Source organism: Epilithonimonas sp. (genome assembly GCF_032054305.1).
Taxonomy (GTDB): Bacteria; Bacteroidota; Bacteroidia; order Flavobacteriales; family Weeksellaceae; genus Epilithonimonas.
On record NZ_DAMBSX010000005.1, the window covers coordinates 121,427 to 145,824 of the forward strand.

The following is a 24,398-nucleotide window of genomic DNA, read 5'->3' on the forward strand; positions in this document are numbered from 1 at the left end:
TTTTTAGACTAAAAAATACTTATAAATTTACAATTCAACAATCTTTAACAATTTGAAATGAAAAAAAAATTATTTTTAATATTTTATTTTTTTTTATTAATTTCTTGTACCGATGACAAATGGATAGTTAACCCTGAAAATAGATTTCTAATAGAAAATAAAATTGATACTATCAGATATAAAACTTATGAACAACTATTAAGAAATGGAGAAATAAAAAAGATATCTACTTCTGACAGCATCGGTGATAATTATGTTCACTTCCGAATTCCATTAGTTTCTGAGGATGGTTTTTTATTTATAGAAAAAAAGCACGATAAGGATAAAAATCAGAATGTTATTATAAAAATCAACAAAAATGGAGTGATTCTAGACTCAATACTAATCAATAAAAATTCAGCAATCATTAATGATTATATTATTGAAAAAAATGTCTATTGCAGTTGGTTTTTAGACAATGATAAGATGTATAAAAATCTTGAAAATATTAATTATTTCTCGAAATCAGATACAACTAAAATAAAAACTCTAATAAATAATCTCGAAGAAAATAACTTTTCTATTTACATAAATTCAGATTATTCTGATGAAAATAAGATTGACACATGCAATTATATTATTTCATTTAAAAACAATAAACTTATTAAATATAATTATTCAAAAAACATCAAACCAGAATATTTTTTGAAAACCAGCAGTGAAAAATCAATACATATTGATACTAAATTAAGAACTATAAACTCAATTAAATCTGAAAATTTATTTACAATTGATAATTTTTATGCAAATTCAATTAATAGATTTATACGTGGAAATAAAATAAAATTTAATCTTTATATTAATGGAGGAGGCTTTCCACCTTGTGAAAAGTATATAGGCACTTATTTCATATCTTTATCAAATCAGTCAAAATTGGGATTGAAATTTAATAATGTATCATTATGTAATAATGATGCTATAAATGATTTTGCAAAAAAACACGAAGTTTATACAGAAGATTTTTTAAACTTCTATCTAATTAATATAAATCAAGTAAATTGGGCAAACCCATTTTTTTTCATAATTAATAAATAACTTAAAAATATTAAAATTATAATATTAATTAATACATCTTTCTCACAGTCCTCTGTTCTATCCTCTTCTCATAATTCTCGCCTTGGAAAATCCTTTGAACCATAATTCCGGGAATATGGATTTCGTTCGGGTCAAGTTGTCCGGGTTCTACCAATTCTTCTACTTCAGCAATCGTAATTTTTCCCGCTCCTGCCATTGGAAAATTAAAATTACGAGCCGAACCCTTGAAAATCAAGTTTCCTGCGTGGTCGCCTTTCCAGGCTTTTACGATTGAGAATTCAGCGTTGTAAGCGTGTTCCAAGATATGAGGTTTTCCGTTGAAATCTTTGACTTCTTTACCTTCCGCAACTTCTGTCCCAAATCCTGCTGGTGTGTAAAATGCAGGAATCCCAGCTTGTGCCGCTCTGCATTTTTCAGCAAGTGTTCCTTGTGGTGTCAATTCTACTTCCAATTCGCCGGACAACATTTGTCTTTCGAATTCGGCGTTTTCTCCAACGTAGGAAGAAATCATTTTCTTGATCTGCTTTTTCTGAAGCAATAATCCCAAACCGAAATCATCAACACCTGCATTGTTTGAAATACAAGTCAAATTGTTTACGTTTTTCTTTACCAATTCTGAAATACAATTCTCAGGAATCCCGCAAAGCCCGAATCCACCAAGCATTATCGTCATTCCGTTTTCTATATCTTTTACCGCTTCCTGAGCGTTTTTCACTCTTTTATCAATCATAAAACTGAGTTTCTTTTTGTTCAATTTGTTGGTTTATAAATATAGAAAAATCCGTCTATTGGACGAAAGAAAATAGAGAAAAGATGAGAGAATGATATTGTTGGAAGTAAAAACCACAAAAGAATTTTGTTACTTAATTGACAAATTTCTTTTATAAAAAGGCTTCGACTCCGCTCAGCCTGACAATCCGTTCAAGCAATGTTTGGTTCGTTAGTATTAGAAATGTCACACTGAGCGGAGTCGAAGTGTTTAAGAATAGAATTGAGAACGTAGAATTGCACGCAGCCCGACTTGAGCGGAAATCCTTTTTTGCTTATACTTAAGTTCTTTTTAATCTGAAATCTTATGCAAAAAAGATTGGGAGCGGAAGGCGGAAATAGCTGCCCAAAATATTAATCACAAAAAAAGCCATACACCAAAAATGTATGACTTTTCCCTAACAATTTTAAACTTTTATCGGTTGTCTATTGTAACGCTCACCGGCATTACATAAGATGTTGCTATCATTTTTTGACTCAATCTGTCCATATCGACTTTGTAAAGCAAATGTGACAAAACGTTTTCGATTTCCTTGCTCACGTTTTTACAGTCGCCTTTGGCGTGCACGTTGGTGATTTTTCCTTCTTCGGAAAGACTAAATCTTACGTCGGAATTCACGATTCCTTCTTTGTAATCCTGATTAGTAAAGTCGAAATTGTCTTTCAACAATTTCCTTAATTCTCCGAAACCGTCTCCTGAACTCAGGATAACTTCTTGTATTTTGTTGTCTGTCGTTTGAGCTTTTACTAAGGTTAGCGTTCCTAAAAATCCAAATAAAAATATTGATAACGCTAGCATTTTCTTGTTCATAATCAATTGATTTTAAGTTATTACTTATTTAATGTTACGACAAAGTTACGTAAATTTATATTTAATTAATATTAAATTAACATTGAGTGATGAAATTTAACATTAAAAAGCAAAAAAGGATTTTGAAATTCAAAATCCTTAATGTATGGTTTATTTATTTTGTCCTGGAGCGAAAGGCTTTGCAGACTTGGTCCCATAGATTTTTTTGGCTTGTCCTGGTGGCATTGGTTTAGTACCGTGTCTTGGATGTTTTGGAGGCTTTGGCGGTCTAGGTGGTGCACCGCAAGCTACAAAACTTAAAGAAAAAATAATTGTTGCCAAATAAAATTTAATTGATTTCATAACTTTTTCTTACAGAATCACAAATCTGATACCAATTACATTTCTTTTTTCAAAAACTTAGCTGTCAAACTTTTTTTAGATTTAATCACTTCTTCCGGTGTTCCTTCTGCAATGATTTGTCCACCATGTTTTCCACCTTCCGGACCGACATCAATGATATGGTCAGCGAGTTTAATTACATCCATATTATGTTCGATGATGATGAATGAATTTCCTAATTCTACCAACTGAGTGATTGCTTCCATCAGAATTTTCACATCTTCAAAATGAAGTCCTGTAGTTGGTTCATCCAGGATATAAAGTGTATTTCCTGTTTGTTTTTTAGAAAGTTCGGTTGCTAATTTCACACGTTGTGCTTCTCCTCCACTCAAAGTTGTAGATTGCTGTCCAATCGTGATATAACCCAAACCAACATCTTTCAGAGTTTTTACTTTGTTAAAGATTTTCGGAATTGGCTGGAAGAATTCAACAGCTTCATTAATTGTCATATCGAGAACATCAGAAATTGATTTTCCTTTGTAACGAACTTCCAAAGTTTCCCGGTTGAAACGTTTTCCGTGGCAGGTTTCGCAATGAACATAAACATCTGGAAGAAAATTCATTTCAATCACTTTCAAACCGCCTCCCTGACAAGTTTCGCATCTTCCGCCTTTGACGTTGAAAGAAAAACGTCCTGCTTTGTAACCACGGATTTTACTTTCCGGCAATTCAGCGAAAAGATTTCTGATATCCGTGAACATTCCCGTGTAAGTCGCAGGATTGGAACGTGGTGTTCTTCCGATCGGACTTTGGTCAACATCTACGATTTTCTCGATATTGTCAATTCCTTCAATACTTTTATATGGCAAAGGTTCTTGGATTGCTCGGTAAAAGTGACGGTTCAGAATCGGGTACAAAGTTCCGTTAATCAAAGATGACTTTCCACTTCCGGAAATCCCTGAAACAACCACTAATTTCCCTAACGGAATCGTCAGATTAACATTTTTAAGGTTATTTCCAGTCGCACCTTTCAGAACAATTGATTTTCCGTTTCCTTTTCTACGTTCAGCCGGAATTTCGATTTTACGTTTTCCCGTGATATAATCGGCTGTAATGGTGTTAGCTTTGGTAATATCTTTCGGATTTCCCTGCCAAAGAATTTCTCCACCGAATTTTCCGGCTTTCGGACCAATATCCAAAACGTGGTCGGCTTCCATAATCATATCTTTGTCGTGTTCTACAACTAAAACCGAGTTTCCAATATCACGTAATTCTTTCAGAGACTTAATCAACCTTTCATTATCACGCTGATGCAAACCGATTGAAGGTTCATCCAAAATATAAAGTACATTTACCAATTGAGAACCTATTTGAGTTGCCAAACGAATCCTTTGAGATTCTCCTCCAGAAAGCGTTCTAGAACTTCTGCTGAGACTCAAATAATCTAATCCAACATCCAAAAGGAATTGTAATCTGGTTTCGATTTCTTTTAGAATTTCGTGAGCAATCAATTTATTTTTATCACTGAATTTATCTTTTACCTCCGCTAACCAATCTTTAAAATCCAATAAAGACAAACCGTTAACTTCTGCAATATTTTTTCCGTCGATTTTGAAACTCAGACTTTCCTGACGAAGACGCGCGCCTTTACAAGTCGGACAAGTTTCTTCTGTTGTGAAATTTCGTTCCACTAAAACCGCATCATAATTTTCTCTTTCCTCAACAATATCTTCAAGAATTTTGACTAAACCTTCGAAGTTGATTTTTATTTTTTTCGAAATTCCGGCGTGTTTCAATTCTTTAGTAACATCACTGCTGTAACCATAATAGATGTATTCCAAAGCTTCTTTCGGAATATCTTTGAACGGCGTTGTCAAACCTAAATCAAAAACTTCAAGAATCGATTTGATTTGAGACAGAATCCATTTGTTGGATTTGATTTGTTCCAAAGGCAACAATGCACCTTGGTTTATGGATAATTTATCGTTTTCTACAAAATAATCTGTATTTACTTTTTTAATCGTTCCAAGACCTTTGCAAGTCTCGCAATGTCCTTTCGGAGAGTTGAAAGAAAAGGTGTTCGGTTCCGGCAAAGCCAAGGAATCTCCCGTAGAATCGTCCATCAAATTCTTACTAAAAAAATGAACTTCATCCTGTCCCATTTCTTGAATCGCGATGATTCCTTCTCCCATTTCCAAAGCTGTTTTCAATGATTTTGACATTCTCGCTTCAGAAGCATTTTCGCCGATAATCCAACGGTCGATTACAACCTCAATATCGTGGGTCTTGTATCGGTCTAATTTCAAATCGTATTCGATGTCTTGCAAAACACCGTCAATCCTGGCTTGTGAATATCCTTTTTTGGAAAGATGAATGAACAATTCGTGGTAATGTCCTTTTCTGGAACGCACAACCGGAGCCAGAAGATAAACTTTTTTCCCTTTGAAGTTATCTTTGATGGTTTCCAGAATTTGTTCCTCAGTATAACTTACCAAACGTTTTCCGGAACTCAATGAATAAGCATCTGAAACTCTTGCAAACAAAAGCCTCAGAAAATCATATAATTCCGTAATTGTTCCAACGGTTGAACGTGGATTCTTGTTCGTGGTCTTTTGTTCGATGGCAATAACTGGCGACAAACCTTCAATTTTATCAACATCCGGACGTTCCAATCCACCTAAAAACTGCCTTGCATAAGCCGAAAACGTTTCGATATAACGGCGTTGGCCTTCGGCGAAAATCGTATCAAAAGCTAAAGAGGATTTTCCGCTTCCGGAAAGTCCTGTGATAACGACCAATTCGTTTCTTGGGATTTTTACAGATATATTCTTGAGATTGTGTTCTCTAGCACCGTAAACTTCGATAAAATCCTGATTATCTTTCATTAGATTATTCTCATTCTGGGAAAACGCAAAAATACGGAAATTAACTCGTTTTTTAATCATCGCAAAGGCGCCAATTTTTGAAAATTAATAATATTTAGAAAGGCACAAAGTTTATCTTGGCGACTCTTAACAATGATAAAAAATAAAATATTTTGCGCCTTTGCGATAAAAATCAAACGTAAGTTTAATAATATTTAACATTGTTTTTTAGGGGATAAAACTTGAGCTAAAACTATCTTTGCAGTCTGAAATAAATTAAAAAATGAATAGTATTTTATCAAGATTCGTGTTCACAGTTTGTATTTTATCATCGCTTTACTCTTTCGCTTGGGGATTGACAGGACACAGGATTGTGGCAGAAATCGCACAACATCACTTGAGTTCCAAAGCTCAAAGAAATATCAAAAAATTGTTTGGAGACCAGAAAATGGCTTATTATGCTAACTGGCCGGATTTCATCAAATCTGATACAACAGGCGTTTGGAAAGAAACTTCCGCTTGGCATTATGTAAACATTAATCCACAAAAGAATTTCCAGCAGTTGAAAGATTCTTTATCTGTTCAGAAAGCACCGAATCTTTATACTCAAATCAGAATTTTATCTGACAAAATCAAGGATAAAAATGTTTCTGAAAAAGATAAAAAAGAGGCTTTGATTTTTTTGATTCATTTGGTTGGAGACCTTCATCAACCTTTGCACGTTGGGAGAGCCGAGGATTTGGGTGGTAATAAAATCAATCTGACTTACTTTGGACAAAACACCAATCTGCATTCACTTTGGGATTCCAAATTGGTTGATGACCAAAAATATACTTACACCGAGTTTGCGAATCTTCTCGACATCAAATCAAAAGATGAAGTGAAACAAATACAAAGCGGAACATTGGAAGAATGGTTGTTTGACAGTCATAAAATTGCGAATTCAATTTACTATCAAACGCCGAAAGATTCTAAGCTAAGTTATGCATACAATTACCGTTTTGAATCTACACTAGAAAGACAGTTGCTTTACGGTGGTTTGAGACTGGCGAAAGTTCTGAATGATATTTTCGGATAGAATTTTAAGTCTAAATATAACATAGAAAGTCCTTTTAAAGTTTAAGCTTTGAAAGGATTTTTAGTTTTGAATTGCACGCAGCCCGACTTGAGCGGAAATCCTTTTTGCTTATACACAAGTTCTATTTAATCTTAAATGGTCTGCAAAAAAGATTGGGAGCCCTTCGACAAGCTCAGGATAAACTGCAGGCGGAAATAGCTGCCCAAATAATTATTAAATCAACCAAGGATATTTGTGGAAAATGCCGTCGAAAAGCATTGCTAAAATTCCGAAGAAAATCCATAATCTAAGGAGATTCAGAGATTTGAATTTGTCATTTTTTTGATTTCGAAACAACATAAAAACGGTTCCAATAATGACAAGTGTTGTTACTAAAAAATACCACGCCATTATATTTTTGAATCCAATTCCGACGCTTAGAATTATAGAAATTGCCAACGCAATTATCAGAAGAATTAAAAGGATTGAGCGTGTATTTTGGAATCCAATTCGGTTAGGAATGGTGTCGTAACCGAACATTTTATCGGCGCTTTTCGTCAGTGTATCTTTCGTAACATCGATTATGAACAACATTAGAAAAAGGAAAATAGCCAGAAACAAAATCTTGAGCGAAAATGTCTGGTAATAAATCAACATTCCGAAGAACGGATAAAGCGTTAACGATACAAAAGTGAAATTGTTAAGAACGATGATTTTGCTGAGTTTATGGCTGTAAAACCACATCAGAAACTGATAAATCAGGAAGAAAACAAAAACCCTGTGCGACACAAAAAATGCCAATCCAAGCGACAAAGCGTTGAGAACAACATAAGCCGTGAGGAAATATTTTTCTTTCAAAAAGTTCTGTAATCTGGAACGGAAAGGCTTTGTTAGTTGGTCTTTTTCTTTATCATAAAACCGATTGATAATTCCGCCAGCCAAGATGCTGAGAACGGAACAAATAATAATCGAGTGAACTTTGTAATCAAAAACGAAATTCCTGAAACTTTCTTCTCTATTGAAGAGGAAAAACGTTGAAACATAAAGCGCAAAAAGGAGCAGAACCGCCACAAAAAAACGAGCGCCCAAAAGAAAACCCATCAACTGAGAAATACGGTAAAGAGCATTTCGTGAAGTCGGTGTTACTTCGTTTGTCATTGTTTCAATTTATTATAAAAAGCCTTTCAAAGTTAGACGATGAAAGGCTTATATTACTTTAAATATTTATTTTAAAATCTGTAAATCACTTCTTTGTGGAATCCTTCCAGCATCTCTTCCGCTTTTGCATAATCTTTTGCAAAACCAAGAATGTAACCTCCACCTCCGCTGCCGCAAAGTTTAAGATAGTAAGCGTTTGAATCCAGACCTTTTTTCCAAACATTGAAAAGATTTTCCGGAATCATCGGGCGGAAATGCTCGTAAGCCCAAACCGATAATTTCTTAAGATTACGGAAAAATGGATTCATATCTTTTTTCAGGAAAGCATCTATACAAGCGTTGTTATAACGGATAAATTCTTCTTTCAGAGTCTTACGGAAACCTTCATTCTTCAATTTTTCAAAGAAAATCTGAATCATTGGTCCAGTCTCGCCAGTTATACCAGAATCGATCAAGAAAATAGCGCCTTTGCCCAATTCTTCTTTCGGGATAGCAACTTTGTCCACACTTTCTTTACTTTCTATCAGAATCGGAAGGTTCATAAAGCAAATCAATGGGTCAATTCCTGAACTTTTTCCGTGGAAATAACTTTCCAATTCTCCAAAAATCACTTTCAGGTCTTTAAGTTCGTCTTTTGAAATCGTTTCAGGATTTCTTTTTATAAGAGAATATTTTTCGAAAATCGCTGCTACCAAAGCGCCAGAACTTCCAACACCATAACCTTGCGGAATATTAGAATCAAAGAATAAACCTTTTTCAATATCATTTTGGAAAGATTTAACATCCAGCTGATAGTCGGAAGGCAATTCTAAATCTGAAAGATATTTGGAATATTTCTCCAAAGATTGGTTTGATTTTTTTTCAAAATCGTTATCCAACTCTGAGAATTTCAATGTTCCTTTATAAAAACTGTAAGGCAAAGTAAGACCTTGAGAATCCTCAATGATGCCGTATTCGCCGAACAAAAGAATTTTTGCGTAAAATAAAGGGTTGGTCATATCGTGTTTTGATATTACAAATTTACAAAATATTTTCTTTCAAAAATTATCAATTTTAATACCGAAAATTTAAATTTATATTAATTATTCAAAATTAATCTTTGGGCGGAAATAATTTCAGAAAACCTTCATAAACACTTTTATGCAAAATGGTCGCGTGATCGTCGTCGGTCATTAATTTATATTCTAATTTTAAATTCTTTTTTCCGGAATTTTTAAGAATCTGATATAATCCGTCCGCTTCTTTTACCATCATCGGATGTTCTTGCTTCCCGACAGAAATATAAACGAATCGCTCGTCATCTTTCTGTTGAGAAATCAGTTCCGCAGCATTGTTGTATAGACTTTCGTCATCCCACCAAAGACTTGGACTAATGATGAAATAGTGCGTGAAAAGCTGTGGTTTATTCAACAAAATTTCTGTGGCAACCAATCCACCTAACGACTGACCAATTACATATTTCGTTTTATCCGTCTTATAATTCTTATCAATGTAAGGCTGTAATTCTTCCTCAACAAACTGAATAAATTTATCCGAATGTCCCGTTGTAGGATAATCTTTCTGCAAATCTTTCAAATCTGTATGAAAGGTGAAATCTCTTTTTCTATCGACATTCTCAATCCCGACAATAATAAAATCAGGCATCTTAAATGACAGATTGAAAAACTGCTGAAGTCCGACCATATGAAGAAAATCCTCGTTCATACTTCCGTCCAGAATATAAATTACAGGATAAGCTTTCGTCTTATCATAATTCTGAGGAAGATAGATATTCAGTATTCTTTTTTCCTTCAGAACCTTAGAATCTAAAGTTACCTTTTGACCGATTTTCAAATCCTCAACAACTGGTTTTTGAGCACTTAAAATCGTAAAAAGAAATAAAAATGTGAAACTTAATATTTTCAAAACAACTGTTATTTTGTATTATTTTTAACTTTAAGAAAACGAATAAATACCAATCCTAAAGCAAAGAAAATACTCATTGATAATGCCGCGAATCGCATATTATTGTAATGTTCAATCAATGTAGCAAAGATGAATGTTCCCAAAATAATTGCCAATTTTTCCAAAACATCATAGAAACTGAAATACGTCGTATTGTCCATAGAATCTGTCGGAAGTAATTTGGAATAAGTCGACCTAGACATTGCCTGCAAACCACCCATTACCAGACCAATAACAGCTGCAACACCGTAGAATTGATACTCTACATTTGGATTTTCTTTGTTAAGATAATAAGCTGCAAGACAAGCGCCGATCCACATTGCAACAGTGATACTAATCACATTTTTGTTCCCGATTTTCTTAGATAACCAGGAAAAGAATAATGCGCCAATAATTGCTTCGATTTGAATTAATAATAAGGTCATTATCAATTTATCCTGAGCCATATTGATTTCACTCTTTCCAAATAATGTTGCCATCAGGAAAATCGTCTGCATCCCAACACTGTAAAAGAAAAAGCTGGTCAGGAAATATTTCAGGTTTCTGTCTCCAAAAAGATGATTTCCAACCTTGAATAGTTCTTTGAAACTTTGTTTTACAATATCAATATAGAAGCTAATATTATCTTTGAAAACCTCAACAAAACCACCTTGTTCAGCGTGACTTTTGAAGATATTTTTATAATTAAGCAACACCAAATCTTTTGGCAATTGCTCCTTAACTTGACCAAATTGAGGTAAATGTTTGAATGTATATTGTGAAAATCCAAACCACCAGGCTCCTGTCAATAAGAAACTAACTCTTGTATAAATCGCTGCCTGTTTTGGTGTTTCTGCACAAACCTGAATCAAAACCAAACAAATCACCACTAAAATCACAGAACCGATATAACCGTAAACATAACCTTTTGCAGATAATGAATCCTGCTTGTCCGGCGATGCAATATCCGGTAAAAAGGAATTATAAAATACCAAACTTCCCCAGAATCCGACACTCGCTGTCACACTAAATAATAGCCCTAGCCAAACGGTTCCCATTCCTGTGAACATCGCTAATCCCATACAGGAAGTTGCTCCCAGATAACAGAAAAACTGAAGGAATGATTTCTTATTCCCAATCGTATCGGCTAAAGACGATAATATCGGCGATAATAAAACCACAATCACGAATGAAAGCGTCAATGAATAACCATAAACCGCATCCGGCTGATATTCTTTCCCGAAGATTTTAATTAAATTTCTTACAGGAACTTTTATCCATTGTCCCGTTTCTTTCACATACTCATCTTTTTCATAAGCAGTTGTAAGAATCGAATAATAAATTGGGAAAATGGTAGATGTAATTACCAGTGAATAAACCGAATTGGCCCAATCATATAATGCCCAAGCGCGCATTATTTTTGGGTTATTTTTGATTGAGTTTTCTGTGGTCGTTGTTTCTATTTCTGACATTGGAAATATATTATTTAGACAAAAATAAAAAAAGGAATCACATTAATGAGTAAAAAGTTGATTCCGATAAGAATTATTTAATACAAAACCCTTTCAAAGTTCAGAACTCTGAAAGGGTTTTCAATATTTATAATCAAGAATTATTGTAAATTCTCAATAACAATCGCTGTTGCGCCACCGCCACCATTACAAATCGCAGCTGCACCGTATTTTCCGTTGTTCTGTTTTAGAACATTAATCAAAGTTACAATGATTCTTGAACCAGAACTCCCAAGTGGATGTCCCAGCGATACTGCGCCACCGTTAACATTCACTTTAGAATCATCTAAACCAAGGATTTTGTTATTTGCCAAACCAACAACAGAAAACGCTTCATTGAACTCGAAGAAATCAATATCATCTTTTGTAAGATTAGCTTTTTTAAGAGCAATTGGTAAAGCTTTAGAAGGTGCCGTTGTAAATTTTTCAGGTTCGTGAGCTGCATCAGCATAAGAAATGATTTTGGCTAACGGTTTCAATCCTAACTCTTCAATTTTTTCTTTTGACATCAGAATCAATGCAGAAGCACCGTCATTCAATGTTGAAGCATTGGCTGCTGTTACTGTTCCATTTTCTTTCTGGAAAACCGTCGGCAAAGTTGGGATTTTATCAAATTTTACTGCTTTATATTCTTCATCTTCTGAGAAAATAACTGGCTCTCCTTTTCTTTGAGGAATAATTACAGGAACAACCTCATCTTTAAATTTTCCAGCTTCCCAAGCTGCCGCAGACCTTTTGTAAGACTGAATTGCAAAAGCGTCCTGCTCTTCTCTTGTAATGTTATATTCAGAAGCACACATTTCCGCACAAACGCCCATATGAACTTTGTTGTAAACATCGGTCAAGCCGTCTCTCAAAAGTCCGTCCTGCATTTTGATGTCACCCAATTTCACACCGTTTCTTCCGTCTAAATAATGAGGAACACTTGACATATTTTCCATTCCGCCTGCTACGATAACATCCACATCGCCAGCTTTAATTGCCTGAGCTGCCATTGTTACGGCTTTCATTCCGGAAGCACATACTTTATTAATGGTTGTAGAAGGTGTGTGATTGGATAAACCTGCACCTAAAGCAACTTGTCTTGCAGGCGCTTGTCCTAAATTCGCCTGCAAAACATTGCCCATATAAATTTCCTGAACCAAACTCGGGTCAAGGTTGATTTTGTCTAAAGCTCCTTTTACCGCAGCAGTTCCCAATTGTGTTGCAGGAACTCCCGACAGGCTTCCCATAAAACTTCCTATTGGCGTTCTGACCGCTGATACGATGAATACTTCTTTCATAATATTTTTAATTTTTTATTGTATTGATATTTTTTCTTGATGCAATTAAAATTAGAGTGACTCCCAAGAATTCGATGAACCAGCCCCACGATAATTTCACGATTCCTGCAAATGTAGATTGCCAAGACTTGAACGGTAAAAAGCTGAAATAATCTAAAGATTTTAGCTTAACAGCAACAATTGTGAAAACAAAAAGCACTATCATTAGAAATGCCATTATTTTCACGAATTTATTTTTGCCAATTAGAATGAAAACCAGCGTCAATAAAGAAAATCCCCAAACCGCCATCGCAAGTGTGTTATCGACTTTCCAATAATTCCAGTTTCCAACGATTGGAATATGAACCAGCGGCAAAAAACTGCCTGCCACAACCAAAAACAAACCGATTAACTGTAAATTTTTCATTCTTAATTCTTGTTCACCAATGTAAATAAAAATTCTTGACTTGCAAAAATGAATTAAGAAGATTTTAAAACATCACTTTGTCATTCCGTAGGAATCTCAGCAGTTTAGATTCCTACGGAATGACAAACATTCTGAATATATTATTCAACAAAAAAAGCATACTTAGTAAAAAGTATGCTTTTAATAAGAAAATAGTGTATAAGAATGTTCTATGAAAATTTAAAAATCAATATTGGCAATTTCGATTCCGATTTGGATTCCGTTTTTGTTTGGTAGATTGGCTTTGTTATTAAAAATTGGGGTAAAATCTTTTTTGATGAATAAGTTAACGCCACCATAGCCCAAACTGAATTTCCCTCCGAATAAGAACGCATTCACACCGTCGTCCAGAGTGTAATCGTACTTTTGGAATTTACTTCCTTCATCATAATACTTCACTTTGACAATACTTCTCGTATTGATCCCCGCATAAGCTCCTACCCCAATTTTCCACATCTTTTTTCTGACATCCAGATATTGTTTACCGTCGTAATCGGTATATTTTGGATTGAGGTAAAGCTGAAATTCTATCGGTAAAGTCAAATAAACATTTCTGAGTTTGGAACGTTTCAATCTGCCTTCTTCAAAATTCTCAAGAAACAACTGCGAATTTTCCTGCACAAAAACCTGCGGACGTTTCGGCATATAGGTGTCGGTTCTGTAGGCTAAACCATATCTTATAAACCAAGGACTTGTAAAAGTTCCCAGCTGACGGTCCGTTCTGAACTGAACTTCAACACTGTGCGAGTTCCCGATTCTCATCTCAGAATCATTCTCAAAAGGGTTGAAACTGCCTTTGTCCTTTGTAAGATTGGCAAATGCATAGCCAACGCTCAGCGTACTGCTTTTCAGATATTGCGCAGGAGATTTTCCGCTTTTTCTGATAGTCAGTCCCGAAGTGCTGAAAACAAAAACGTCTTTTTTTCGTAAAGTATCAAGTTTTGTATTATAAACCGAATTGGCAACTGCTGTTTTTGTAATATCTTCCAATTGCTGACGCTCGTTCTCAATTTTATCATTGATAATAGCCTCGTATTTTTTTGAAACTGTTTCTTTCTGAGCAATTTGCTCCGCTTTAGTTATCTTTCCGGAAAAAAAAGCTTCATCGATTTTATCCGTCTCCGTTTTCATATTAGCTTTCTCTGTTGATACGATTGAATTAACTTTCTCAGTATAAGATTTCATTTGATTATCAAGCGTAGTTTGTGCTGTAGCAAAGCCTGAAAGCATTGCTAAAAGTAGAATTTTGACTTTCATAATAGTTTATTTAGTTGTTATAGAATCTTTTTCGTAGAGTGTAATTCCAAAGAGTTTAATGCGTTTTGGATTAGGGAAATCAGAGTCATTTTTTGATTTTATCGTATTGATTCCCATTGCAGATTTTGGGGTCTCAATTTTGGCTTTGTCGATTTCTACTCCGAAAAGTAAATCCGACGAAGACACGTATTTTACTTTCTCTCTTGGTTTTTGAATATCAGTTTGAGCCAATTGCTCTTCTGGTGTAGGAACAATCTGAGGTTCTTCTTTTTTTATAATTAATTCTTTTTCAGAAATTTGATTTGAAACTGACTTTTCTTTATTAAATGATTGATTGCCTTTTAAGCTTTCAACCACAAACTTTTGATTATCAGAATCCGAAATTGAATTAACTGGATTTGATTTTACAATTTCAACATTTCCTGATTGTTCTGATGGAATTAAAGCTTGATTATCACTATTTTCAGTCTGATTTGCAAATTCCTGATTTTCATTAATATCAGTTTTATGATTAATCATCAGAAAACTTCCACCCAGACCAATCATCAATAAAATAACCGCCACATAACGTAACCAAATTATTTTCGGCTTCTTCTCCTTCGCAGGAACTTGGTCGAGTTTCTCTTCCAATCTGTCCCAAAGACTGTCAGAAATTTTCATTTCCTGTTGTTCGTATTTAGATTTCAGATTCTGCATTTTGTTTGGTGTTTTGTTGTTGATTAAAATAATCTTTCAGCCATTTTTTCGCTTTGCTAAGTTGGCTTTTGCTGGTTCCTTCGGAGATATTCAGGATTTCTGCAATCTCCTGATGCTTCTTTTCCTCAAAAACCGAAAGATTGAAAACCAGTTTGTAACCAATCGGCATTTCTTTGAAAATCATATCCAAATCAATGTCTTTAGCAATTTCGTCTACATCATCAATCTGTTCAGCAATCGAATCTTTAAATTCAGTTTCAGCATACAAAATGTGTTTGGTTTTCCGAATAAAATTAATCGAATCATTCACCACAATTTTCCTCAGCCAAAACGGAAACAATTCATAATTTTTACAATCTTCCAACTTCGTAAATGCCTTGTAGAAAGCATTCATCAAAACCTCTTCCGCATCATCCCTATTGTTAATGTAAGAATTCGCGACCGACAACATTTTTCTAGAAAACATCTCGAACAAACTCTTCTGAGCCAGCCGGTCATTTTTCTTTGCTTTGGAAAAGATATGTTGTAAATCTCGATTCATTTTCTCTTTCTGACTATAAGACGACAAAAATCCGAAATGGTTGCCTCAATTTTCTCAATAATTTAAATTTATTTTCCAACCAACTGATTATCAATAGTATAAAATTCGGTTTAAAATCTAAAGTTTATAACTTATAATTTAAAGTCTTTCTTCGTATTTTTGCAAAAATTAAAACAAACGTGGTAAATACAGACCAAGTAAAAGATATACAATCCAGGATAGAAGACCTTCACAAATTTCTCGGCATCGAGAAAAAGAAAATCGAGATTTCCAACGATGACGAGAAAACTGCTGCACCAGAATTTTGGGAAAAACCAAAAGAAGCCGAAGTGTTCTTGAAACAACTCCGTTCCAAGAAAAAATGGGTGGAAAGTTATGAAGAAATCAATTCTCAGTTTGAAGATTTACAAGTTCTTTTAGAATTCGCAAAAGAAGACCCAGATTCTGAAAAAGAATTAGATGAAACTTTTCCAGAGTTAGTCGAAAAAATCGAAAACCTGGAATTTAAAAATATGCTTTCTAACGAAGGCGATGAATTATCTGCAGTTCTTCAAATCACAGCTGGAGCTGGCGGAACCGAATCTTGCGACTGGGCAAGTATGTTGATGCGTATGTATACAATGTGGGCAGACAAACAAGGCTACAAAATCCGTGAACTGAATTTCCAGGAAGGCGATGTTGCGGGCGTAAAAACTGTAACCTTAGAAATCGAAGGTGAATTTGCCTTCGGTTATCTGAAAGGTGAAAACGGCGTTCATAGATTGGTAAGAATCTCGCCTTTTGACAGTAATGCTAAGCGTCATACGAGTTTCGTTTCCGTTTATGTCTATCCGTTGGTGGATGATACGATTGAAATTAACATCAATCCTGCTGATATTAGTTTCGAAACAATGCGTTCTTCAGGCGCTGGTGGACAAAACGTAAACAAGGTTGAGACAGCGGTTCGTCTTCGTCACGCTCCAACAGGAATTATCATTGAAAACTCAGAATCTCGTTCTCAGCTTCAGAATAAGGAAAAAGCAATGCAACTTTTACGTTCCCGGCTTTATGAAATTGAACTTGAGGAACGAATGAAAGCCAGAAATGAAATCGAAGCCGGAAAAATGAAAATCGAATGGGGTTCTCAAATTCGAAATTATGTGATGCATCCTTATAAATTGGTAAAAGATGTACGTTCAGGATATGAAACCTCTGATGTAGACGGTGTAATGAACGGAAACCTTACGCCTTTCTTAAAAGCTTATCTGATGAATGAAGGGCAAGGTTCTGTAGATGAACTGGATGAATTGTAATAAACATCTGAATTGCAGCAGCCCGACTTGAGCGGAAATCCTTTTTACGTAACGAAGTGAGGTGAAAAGATTGACTCCGTCGAACCACTTCGTTAGGTTTGGGAGCCCTTCGACAAGCTCAGGATAAACTATAGGCAGATCAAGCTGCCCAAATTATATTTAAAAATAAAAAGCCTCAGAAAATTCTGAGGCTTCGATTTTATATTTCTGTATTGAGGTCCCAATTTTCCAGATAGTCGTTGACGTGTTTCAGGAACATTCCGCCTAAACTTCCATCCACTACTCTATGGTCATAAGAGTGTGACATAAACATCTTCTGACGAATGGCAATTACATCTCCAAATTCAGTTTCTATAACTGCAGGTTTTTTCACAATTGCACCAACGGCCAAAATAGCAACCTGAGGTTGAGGAATAATCGGTGTTCCCATCAGGTTTCCGAAAGTTCCAACATTGGAAATCGTATAAGTTGCGCCTTGCGTATCAGCTGGCGTCAGTTTTTTATTTCTTGCTCTATAAGCCAAATCGTTGATTGCTTTTGCTAATCCAGATAAACTTAGTTGGTCTGCATTTTTAATCACAGGAACAATCAGATTTCCATCTGGAAGAGCCGTTGCCATTCCGATATTGATATTCTTTTTCTTGATGATTTTATCGCCATCAACAGATACATTAATCATTGGGAAATCCTGAATTGCCTTCACCACCGCACGAATGAAAATCGGCATAAACGTCAGTTTTTCACCATCCCTTTTCTGGTAAGAATTTTTGTTGGCATTTCTCCACGTCACAACATTCGTCACATCAGTTTCAATGAAAGAAGTCACGTGTGGCGAAGTATGTTTGCTGTTAACCATCGCATCTGCAATGATTTTACGAACTCTATCCATTTGGATGATTTCGTCGCCGTCATTGATTTGGAGAGCTTGAGGGTTTGAGGGCTTTGGATTTGATATTGGAGCAGTTTCTTGTTTGGAAGAACTTTCTAACTCTCTAACACTAAAACTCTCCGACTTAGAACTTCTGTTCTTCACAAATCCAAGAATATCTTCTTTGGTAATTCTACCTTCCAGTCCACTACCTTTTATAGTTTTAAGTTCAGATTCAGAAATTTTCTCTTCCTGAACAATAGATTTAACCAAAGGTGAAAGATATAGATCTGAATTTTGATTACTATTTGAACTAAAGTTATTTGACAATGGTTCTTCAAGAGTATTGATAACTTCCGGCTCAGGCTGAACGATTTGGTCTTTTACGGCTTCGTAAGACTTTGGTTCCGGTGCTTCTGAATCCGAAGAACCGCCTTCTGTTTCCAAAATTGCAATGGCTTCACCTATTTTAGCAACTTCATCTTTATGTTTAAGGATTTTGATAATTTTCCCCGAAACCGGAGTCGGAACATCAGAATCGACTTTATCTGTTGCAATTTCCACCACAGATTCGTCTTCTTTTATAAAATCGCCTTCATTAAAGATCCAGCTGATAATTGTCGCTTCCATAACTCCTTCGCCCATGCTTGGGAGCAATAGTTTATATTCTGCCATTTTACACTTTTTTGAATTTTCCCAAAAGTACATTTTTTTTTATTAATTATATAATTCTATTATTTAAAATTTATACGACTGATTTTTTTATAAATTTGATAATCAAAATTTTTAGAATTATACAATGAATATCTACTTAAGCGCAATTATCCACATCAAAGAAAACTCCATAATGGACGCTATTGAATTATTAAAAAAACTAGTCATCGAAACCCGCAAAGAAAAAGGCTGTATGCAGTATGACCTCTTCGAAGACAATAGAAATAAAGGAGTATTTTTCATTCACGAAAATTGGGAAACCAATGAGGACCTTCACAACCATCAGGTTTCTGAACATATGATGAAATTCCGTGAAAACATTGCCTCATTATTAGAAAATCCAAATATAGTTTATGTTGGAAACAAACTTTTTTAATTTAAAAAATAATCAATATTTAAGTTAAATATTTACCAAAAATTCAAAATATAGAAATTTATTTATATTTATTACATAAAAAAGGTTTTTTTTCAATATTTTTGCTAATCTCAATTTTAAATCTAATTTATAAATTTCAATATGAAAATAAATCAACTCAGTAAATGTGCTGGCTTAGGCGTTTTCTTTTTATTTGCCAATGTAGATGCACAATCTAGTAAACAACTGATAAGTAATTTTATTAAAGAAGATGTTAGTTTTCGTAATGTTGCAACACCAGAGTTCAAAATTCTGAATGAGGACAAGTCTGCCAGTTTAAGTTCCGACATTGTGAATGTTCAGCAATATCATGGGAACACGCCCATTTATAAATCTCTGGCCAAAGCAGTAATAAGAGATAACAAAGTCATTTCTTTCAATAACAATTTTCAAAAAGCGAATCTTACTGTTATTGCAGACAAAATAGATAAATCAGAAGCCCTTTCTACTGCACTTCGGGCGCTAGACATCAAAGAAGGAAATTTTGAACTTTTGGACCAATCCAATGAAATAGTCAACTCTGATGATGATAAAGTAGCTAACATTCGTTTCTTCTTTAGCAAAAATAATAGTTTGATTCCAGCTCAGTTATTCTTTATCAACAGTACAAAAGAGAACAAACACTTTTCTGTTTTGGTAAGCCTGGCAAATGGTGAGATCCTTGAAAAGAACAACATGGTTATCGAGTGTAACTTCGGTGATGCAGATCATTTCAGCCAATCAGAAGATAATTCGTCTCATTTATTGAGTCACCTAAATAGCAATCTTAACTCCAACAAAGCAAACAACCCAAAAGCAGCAACCAATGCCAGCTATAATGTATTTGCATTTCCTGTAGAAGCTCCTACTTTTGGATCAAGATCTATTGTAACAAATCCTTGGGATCCAACTGCCTCACCAGAAGGCTGGCATTCTAATGGAACCTCAAACTTTACCAACACCTATGGCAATAATGTTTTGGCTTATGTTGACAACAGTGGAACTAATACAGCAGGTTTCTCACCTGTGAGTAGCACAACAGGAAGCCTTACTTTCGATTTTCCTTTTGCAGAATCCCCGACATTAAGCCAGTACGAAAACAGAGCCTCGACTGTAACCAATCTTTTCTATGCGAATAACATGGTTCATGATATCATGTATAAATTTGGATTTACGGAAGCTACAAGAAATTTCCAATCTAACAATTTTGGGAAAGGAGGTGCTGGAAACGATGCTGTAAGAGCAGAAGCTCTTGATGGAAGTGGTTACAACAATGCCAATTTCAATTCAGGATATGAGATATTGAACAGTAACGGATCATATACTACACAAGCTCCAAGAATGCAAATGTATTTATGGAATTATTCCGTTCCGTTAAAACAAAGATTATTCTATACAGATCCTGTACTTGCGACCAGACCAGCTGTTAACACAGGCTCCGCCAACTTTGGAAAACAACTGATGGAAACAGGAATCACTGCAGATATCGTAATACCTTCTGTAGCAACAGGCTGCACAGCTCTTACCGCAGGCAGTCTTACTGGTAAAATAGCAATGGTGAACACTACAAGCTGTGCCTATAATGTGAAAGCTAAGACTGTACAAGATGCCGGAGCTATCGGAATGATCGTTCATAGAACAGCTTCTAATACGGTTACAGACATCAGTGTTGCAAACGTCACAAATGTATCTATCCCTTCTATAATGATTCCTAAGGATGAAGGTGACTTTATAACCTCAGAACTTAACGCCGGCAGAACAGTGAATGTTAATCTAAAAGACTTAGCTGTCGGTTACAAAAACTCTAGTTTTGATAACGGAGTAATCATACACGAATATGGACATGGAATCTCCAACAGATTGACAGCGCAAGGATACAGCTGCTTAACAAACTTGGAACAAATGGGAGAAGGATGGTCAGATTTTTTTGCCTTAATGTTGACCAATACACCTAGTTATACTTCTACTACAGGAAGAGGAATTGCTACATATTCTGCCAATAGCGCTCCCACAGCTTTGGGAATCAGAAGTTACCGATATACCACGGATATGAACGCCAATCCATTCACTTATGCCTATACAAACAGTACAGGTGGACAACCACACGCAGTAGGACAGATCTGGGCTACTATACTTTGGGATCTTCATTGGAAAATGGCTGAAAAATACGGATACAATTATGATGTGACAGCTGACCCTAACTCTGGGAGTGCAAAAACATTACAACTTGTAATGGATGGCTTAAAATTACAACCTTGTAATCCCGATTTCGTTTCGGGAAGAAATGCAATTCTTCAAGCTGCAGATTTAGCTGGGGGAGCAGACACTTGTCTTATATGGGAAGTATTTGCAAGAAGAGGTTTAGGCGTTAATGCTTCCGCAGGAACTGCAGCAAGTATTACCGACCAGGTGGAAAACTTTGCTGTTCCTGCCAACTGTATACTTGCAACCGAAGACATTGCAAAAAATAAAGCTTTTGGAATCTATCCTAATCCTGCAAAAGGAGAATTCTTCATCAAAGCAGCACCAACTGTTGGTAACGAAACTATCAAAGTGGAAGTTCTTGATATGAACGGAAAACTGGCAAAATCTCTTGAAAGAAAGAAAAACAGCTCTGATTCTATCTCCACAAAAGGACTTATCAAAGGGACTTATCTTGTAGTAATTACAGAAAACGGAAAATCTAATGCAGAGAAGTTAATCGTAGAATAACTCTCTAATATTCTAATATTACAAAACCTTTTCAGAAAAATACTGAAAAGGTTTTTTTTATGATTTTCCTTAACAAAATTTATCATTTCAAAAGTTTGGTATCAATATTGAAAAAGTAACTTTGTTAAAAATTTAATTATAAAAATAAATGAAGAATTATTTAAAGACATTTTTGACTTTAAGTTTTGTGGGAAATAGTTTTATTGCCTACTCTCAGACCATTGATACTAAATCCAAGACAATTTTAGATGATATAACTAAAAGCTATAAGAGTAAAAAGAATTCTTATTTCAAATTCTCTTACTCTACTGGAAATGGTAAAACAAATCAAAACCAGACCGGGATTTTCTACTCGGACAATACGAGATATAAATTGAAAATAATGGGAACTGAGCAGATATTTGATGGCAACAAGCTTTACAATATCAATGATGATGACAAAGAAATCACCATCTCAAAAGCCAATGATGACCAAGTTCATTTTTCCCCGTTAAGCTATTTGGATTCATATAAAAAAGAATATAATGTGAGCTACTCCGGGAAGAAAACAATTAGTGGAATTCCGGTAGATATAATTAAAATGACCCCAGTAAAGGCTAATGGATTGAAAAGTGTTACCTTATATGTCAATTCTCCTCAGAAAAAACTGATCAAGCTCGAACAACTTTCTACGAATCATGAAATTGCGGTCATAACAATTAGCAATTATAAAGAAAACCAAACATTATCTCCTTCATTATTTAGTTTCGATAAAAATAAATATCAAAATTACCTGATAACTGAATTATAAATAAAAAAATGCATTACGCTCGTAATGCATTTTTATTTTATTTTTTCATTTTATATTCGCTTGCGCCAGGATAAGGTTGCAGGTAACCTAAATTCCAATTGGATTGCAACAAAGATTCTACGAAAAGGTCGTCTCTATATTTATGAGGGTCATAAGGTGTTTTCAAACTTACATCAGCAATATTGCCTTTCACATTCCACCAAAAAGCGCTCCAGCCGCCTCTCAATTCTTTGATGATCTCATAAACAGTTTTTCCAGTTGCACGATTCATTAATTTAGCAAAAACCTGTCCTTCGGAAGTTGTCAATCCTCTCAATTGTTTCTCATAGCTTGCCGCCAATTCGGTTTGCCTTTTTTTAATGTATCTGCTTCTGTCAGAACCTTTCATGTTAGCACTTTCTTTCTGGATATCACGATATTGTTCCAACGCAGCTAAAAACAATGGATAAACGCGATTCAGTTTTTTATTCAGGAAAAAATAAAAATTTCTATCCAATTGATTATTGAAGTGCGGATTAGCCCTTAATGTCAATTCATCCATTACGATTACTTGTTCCCCATTTATCTTATATATCTTAGCCTTTTGAGCCTCGTCATAATAATATTCGTTTCCATATTCATCCTTTTTCAATTTGTTTTTTGGAATATCATCAAAAGATTTTATCTGCAAAGTATCTTGTTGTGAAAAGCAAAATACACCAACAAACAGAAAAAGAATTGGAATCAATTTATTAAAAATCATTACTTTTACTCGCATAAATCATTAACAAAATTTAACATCAAAAACCATTCCTTTTATATATGAAATTCGAAGAGAAATCAATTAAATTTTTAGAAGAATATCTTAACACTGCTTCCCCGACTGGTTATGAACATAATGGACAAAAAATCTGGATGGATTATATCAAGCCTTATGTTGATAAAATTGAAGTCGATAATTATGGAACAGCTTACGGAATAATCAATCCGGAAGCAGATTTCAAAGTTGTTATAGAAGCACATGCTGACGAGATCAGTTGGTATGTCAATTATATTACAGACGATGGATTGATCTACGTTATCAGAAATGGAGGCTCTGACCAAATCATCGCACCATCGAAAGTCGTAAACATCCATGGAGAAAAAGGCATCATTAAAGGTGTTTTCGGCTGGCCTGCAATCCATACAAGGAGTGCCAACCAAAATGAGCCAACGCCAAAAATCGAAAATATCTTCATCGATTGCGGAGCAACTTCCAAAAAAGAAGTAGAAGAATTGGGAATTTTCGTAGGTTGTATGATAACTTACCCAGATGAGTTTTTTGAACTGAATGACAGATATTTTGTTTGCAGAGCTTTGGATAACAGAATTGGTGGATTCATGATTGCCGAAGTTGCAAGACTTTTGAAAGAAAATAAGAAAGAATTACCTTTCGGATTATATGTTACCAACTCTGTTCAGGAAGAAGTTGGACTTTATGGCGCAGATATGATCGCTGACACCATCAAACCAAACATTGCCATTGTGACAGATGTGACCCACGACACAACCACGCCAATGATCGAAAAGAAAAAAGAAGGTGACCAAAAATGTGGTGATGGACCTGTGGTTTTCTTTGCTCCAAGTGTTCATCACACGATTCGTGAGTTGATTATCGATACAGCAAAAGAAAAAGAAATCCCTTTCCAAAGAGCTGCTGCCAGCAGAGCAACAGGAACAGATACAGACGCATTTGCTCATTCCAATGGTGGTGTTCCAAGTGCCTTGATTTCTCTACCTTTGCGATATATGCACACAACAGTGGAAATGGTTTCAAAAGAAGATGTTGCCAACGTTATCAAATTGATCTACGAAAGCCTTCTGAAAATCAAACCAACAATGAAACTGAAATACCATTAAAAAAGAGTCAAGAAACAAGAACCTAGAGTCAAGATTAAATA

22 protein-coding genes are annotated in these 24,398 nt (G+C 35.0%); 7 read left to right on the forward strand and 15 right to left on the reverse strand.

Annotated elements, in window-relative coordinates; genetic code table 11:
* The first annotated feature begins 57 nt into the window (after positions 1–57).
* Positions 58–1,074, forward strand: a complete 1,017-nt coding sequence (locus RTX21_RS11915; protein WP_312767944.1) for a hypothetical protein — start codon at positions 58–60, stop codon at positions 1,072–1,074.
* 28 nt (positions 1,075–1,102) lie between these two features.
* Here the strand turns inward: RTX21_RS11915 and RTX21_RS11920 are convergent, their stop codons facing one another.
* The 4 genes from RTX21_RS11920 to uvrA form a co-directional block, all read right to left on the reverse strand.
* Positions 1,103–1,804, reverse strand: coding sequence for a CoA transferase subunit A (locus RTX21_RS11920; protein ID WP_312767946.1), 702 nt, complete (start codon positions 1,802–1,804; stop codon positions 1,103–1,105).
* 453 nt (positions 1,805–2,257) lie between these two features.
* On the reverse strand, positions 2,258–2,653 hold the full coding sequence (locus tag RTX21_RS11925) for a hypothetical protein (protein ID WP_312767947.1): 396 nt from the start codon (positions 2,651–2,653) through the stop codon (positions 2,258–2,260).
* 150 nt (positions 2,654–2,803) lie between these two features.
* Complete coding sequence (locus RTX21_RS11930) at positions 2,804–2,995, reverse strand: hypothetical protein (RefSeq protein ID WP_312767949.1); 192 nt, start codon at positions 2,993–2,995, stop codon at positions 2,804–2,806.
* Between the two features lie 35 nt (positions 2,996–3,030).
* The gene (uvrA, locus tag RTX21_RS11935; protein ID WP_312768477.1) at positions 3,031–5,859 is read right to left on the reverse strand and encodes an excinuclease ABC subunit UvrA; all 2,829 of its coding nucleotides are present in this window, start codon (positions 5,857–5,859) and stop codon (positions 3,031–3,033) included.
* A gap of 262 nt (positions 5,860–6,121) precedes the next feature.
* Here uvrA and RTX21_RS11940 point away from each other — a divergent pair, with 262 nt between their 5' ends.
* The gene (locus RTX21_RS11940; protein ID WP_312767951.1) at positions 6,122–6,916 is read left to right on the forward strand and encodes a S1/P1 nuclease; all 795 of its coding nucleotides are present in this window, start codon (positions 6,122–6,124) and stop codon (positions 6,914–6,916) included.
* Between the two features lie 213 nt (positions 6,917–7,129).
* Here RTX21_RS11940 and RTX21_RS11945 read toward each other — a convergent pair whose 3' ends face one another.
* From RTX21_RS11945 to RTX21_RS11985, 9 genes are all read right to left on the reverse strand, one after another.
* A complete protein-coding gene (locus RTX21_RS11945; protein WP_312767952.1) occupies positions 7,130–8,053 on the reverse strand; it encodes a UbiA family prenyltransferase in 924 nt (307 codons plus the stop codon).
* Between the two features lie 71 nt (positions 8,054–8,124).
* Positions 8,125–9,051: a mevalonate kinase gene (locus tag RTX21_RS11950; RefSeq protein WP_312767953.1), complete on the reverse strand. Its 927-nt coding sequence runs from the start codon at positions 9,049–9,051 to the stop codon at positions 8,125–8,127.
* 94 nt (positions 9,052–9,145) lie between these two features.
* A complete protein-coding gene (locus RTX21_RS11955; protein WP_312767955.1) occupies positions 9,146–9,958 on the reverse strand; it encodes an alpha/beta hydrolase-fold protein in 813 nt (270 codons plus the stop codon).
* 8 nt (positions 9,959–9,966) lie between these two features.
* Complete coding sequence (locus RTX21_RS11960; RefSeq protein WP_312767958.1) at positions 9,967–11,448, reverse strand: MFS transporter; 1,482 nt, start codon at positions 11,446–11,448, stop codon at positions 9,967–9,969.
* Positions 11,449–11,588: 140 nt separating this feature from the next.
* The gene (locus RTX21_RS11965) at positions 11,589–12,770 is read right to left on the reverse strand and encodes an acetyl-CoA C-acyltransferase (RefSeq protein WP_312767960.1); all 1,182 of its coding nucleotides are present in this window, start codon (positions 12,768–12,770) and stop codon (positions 11,589–11,591) included.
* Between the two features lie 7 nt (positions 12,771–12,777).
* Entirely contained in the window at positions 12,778–13,176 is a 399-nt protein-coding gene (locus RTX21_RS11970; RefSeq protein WP_312767962.1) for a hypothetical protein, read from the reverse strand.
* A 219-nt stretch (positions 13,177–13,395) separates the two neighbouring features.
* The gene (locus RTX21_RS11975) at positions 13,396–14,472 is read right to left on the reverse strand and encodes a hypothetical protein (protein WP_312767965.1); all 1,077 of its coding nucleotides are present in this window, start codon (positions 14,470–14,472) and stop codon (positions 13,396–13,398) included.
* 6 nt (positions 14,473–14,478) lie between these two features.
* Complete coding sequence (locus RTX21_RS11980) at positions 14,479–15,168, reverse strand: hypothetical protein (protein ID WP_312767966.1); 690 nt, start codon at positions 15,166–15,168, stop codon at positions 14,479–14,481.
* Entirely contained in the window at positions 15,149–15,709 is a 561-nt protein-coding gene (locus RTX21_RS11985) for a sigma-70 family RNA polymerase sigma factor (RefSeq protein WP_312767968.1), read from the reverse strand. The genes RTX21_RS11980 and RTX21_RS11985 overlap by 20 nt, the downstream gene beginning before the upstream one ends.
* A gap of 179 nt (positions 15,710–15,888) precedes the next feature.
* Between RTX21_RS11985 and prfB the strand changes: the two genes are divergently transcribed.
* The gene (gene prfB, locus RTX21_RS11990) at positions 15,889–17,001 is read left to right on the forward strand and encodes a peptide chain release factor 2 (protein ID WP_312767970.1); all 1,113 of its coding nucleotides are present in this window, start codon (positions 15,889–15,891) and stop codon (positions 16,999–17,001) included.
* Positions 17,002–17,200: 199 nt separating this feature from the next.
* Here the strand turns inward: prfB and RTX21_RS11995 are convergent, their stop codons facing one another.
* A complete protein-coding gene (locus RTX21_RS11995; RefSeq protein WP_312767971.1) occupies positions 17,201–18,544 on the reverse strand; it encodes a dihydrolipoamide acetyltransferase family protein in 1,344 nt (447 codons plus the stop codon).
* A 124-nt stretch (positions 18,545–18,668) separates the two neighbouring features.
* Between RTX21_RS11995 and RTX21_RS12000 the strand changes: the two genes are divergently transcribed.
* The 3 genes from RTX21_RS12000 (at position 18,669) to RTX21_RS12010 (ending at position 22,479) form a co-directional block, all read left to right on the forward strand.
* Positions 18,669–18,959, forward strand: a complete 291-nt coding sequence (locus RTX21_RS12000; protein ID WP_312767972.1) for a putative quinol monooxygenase — start codon at positions 18,669–18,671, stop codon at positions 18,957–18,959.
* Positions 18,960–19,100: 141 nt separating this feature from the next.
* A complete protein-coding gene (locus tag RTX21_RS12005; RefSeq protein WP_312767973.1) occupies positions 19,101–21,689 on the forward strand; it encodes a T9SS-dependent M36 family metallopeptidase in 2,589 nt (862 codons plus the stop codon).
* Positions 21,690–21,837: 148 nt separating this feature from the next.
* Positions 21,838–22,479 carry an outer membrane lipoprotein carrier protein LolA gene (locus RTX21_RS12010; RefSeq protein ID WP_312767975.1) on the forward strand — a complete coding sequence of 214 codons (642 nt, stop codon included), beginning with the start codon at positions 21,838–21,840 and terminating at the stop codon, positions 22,477–22,479.
* Between the two features lie 37 nt (positions 22,480–22,516).
* On the opposite strand, the gene RTX21_RS12015 is transcribed toward RTX21_RS12010, so the two are convergent.
* Positions 22,517–23,221: a DUF4294 domain-containing protein gene (locus RTX21_RS12015; RefSeq protein WP_312768479.1), complete on the reverse strand. Its 705-nt coding sequence runs from the start codon at positions 23,219–23,221 to the stop codon at positions 22,517–22,519.
* Positions 23,222–23,280: 59 nt separating this feature from the next.
* Here RTX21_RS12015 and RTX21_RS12020 point away from each other — a divergent pair, with 59 nt between their 5' ends.
* Entirely contained in the window at positions 23,281–24,357 is a 1,077-nt protein-coding gene (locus RTX21_RS12020; protein ID WP_312767977.1) for a M42 family metallopeptidase, read from the forward strand.
* The last annotated feature ends 41 nt before the right edge of the window (positions 24,358–24,398 follow it).

What these genes read in the sequence shown, in the direction of transcription:
- RTX21_RS12020 (WP_312767977.1), top strand. Translation starts at nt 23,281, where the DNA reads ATGAAATTCGAAGAGAAATCAATTAAATTTTTAGAAGAATATCTTAAC.
- RTX21_RS11945 (WP_312767952.1), bottom strand. Translation starts at nt 8,053, where the DNA reads ATGACAAACGAAGTAACACCGACTTCACGAAATGCTCTTTACCGTATT.
- RTX21_RS11975 (WP_312767965.1), bottom strand. Translation starts at nt 14,472, where the DNA reads ATGAAAGTCAAAATTCTACTTTTAGCAATGCTTTCAGGCTTTGCTACA.
- RTX21_RS11920 (WP_312767946.1), bottom strand. Translation starts at nt 1,804, where the DNA reads ATGATTGATAAAAGAGTGAAAAACGCTCAGGAAGCGGTAAAAGATATA.
- RTX21_RS11965 (WP_312767960.1), bottom strand. Translation starts at nt 12,770, where the DNA reads ATGAAAGAAGTATTCATCGTATCAGCGGTCAGAACGCCAATAGGAAGT.
- RTX21_RS11930 (WP_312767949.1), bottom strand. Translation starts at nt 2,995, where the DNA reads ATGAAATCAATTAAATTTTATTTGGCAACAATTATTTTTTCTTTAAGT.
- RTX21_RS12000 (WP_312767972.1), top strand. Translation starts at nt 18,669, where the DNA reads ATGAATATCTACTTAAGCGCAATTATCCACATCAAAGAAAACTCCATA.
- RTX21_RS11980 (WP_312767966.1), bottom strand. Translation starts at nt 15,168, where the DNA reads ATGCAGAATCTGAAATCTAAATACGAACAACAGGAAATGAAAATTTCT.
- RTX21_RS11915 (WP_312767944.1), top strand. Translation starts at nt 58, where the DNA reads ATGAAAAAAAAATTATTTTTAATATTTTATTTTTTTTTATTAATTTCT.
- RTX21_RS11940 (WP_312767951.1), top strand. Translation starts at nt 6,122, where the DNA reads ATGAATAGTATTTTATCAAGATTCGTGTTCACAGTTTGTATTTTATCA.
- RTX21_RS11985 (WP_312767968.1), bottom strand. Translation starts at nt 15,709, where the DNA reads ATGAATCGAGATTTACAACATATCTTTTCCAAAGCAAAGAAAAATGAC.
- RTX21_RS11925 (WP_312767947.1), bottom strand. Translation starts at nt 2,653, where the DNA reads ATGAACAAGAAAATGCTAGCGTTATCAATATTTTTATTTGGATTTTTA.
- RTX21_RS11960 (WP_312767958.1), bottom strand. Translation starts at nt 11,448, where the DNA reads ATGTCAGAAATAGAAACAACGACCACAGAAAACTCAATCAAAAATAAC.
- RTX21_RS11970 (WP_312767962.1), bottom strand. Translation starts at nt 13,176, where the DNA reads ATGAAAAATTTACAGTTAATCGGTTTGTTTTTGGTTGTGGCAGGCAGT.
- RTX21_RS12015 (WP_312768479.1), bottom strand. Translation starts at nt 23,221, where the DNA reads ATGATTTTTAATAAATTGATTCCAATTCTTTTTCTGTTTGTTGGTGTA.
- RTX21_RS12005 (WP_312767973.1), top strand. Translation starts at nt 19,101, where the DNA reads ATGAAAATAAATCAACTCAGTAAATGTGCTGGCTTAGGCGTTTTCTTT.
- RTX21_RS11995 (WP_312767971.1), bottom strand. Translation starts at nt 18,544, where the DNA reads ATGGCAGAATATAAACTATTGCTCCCAAGCATGGGCGAAGGAGTTATG.
- RTX21_RS11950 (WP_312767953.1), bottom strand. Translation starts at nt 9,051, where the DNA reads ATGACCAACCCTTTATTTTACGCAAAAATTCTTTTGTTCGGCGAATAC.
- RTX21_RS12010 (WP_312767975.1), top strand. Translation starts at nt 21,838, where the DNA reads ATGAAGAATTATTTAAAGACATTTTTGACTTTAAGTTTTGTGGGAAAT.
- uvrA (WP_312768477.1), bottom strand. Translation starts at nt 5,859, where the DNA reads ATGAAAGATAATCAGGATTTTATCGAAGTTTACGGTGCTAGAGAACAC.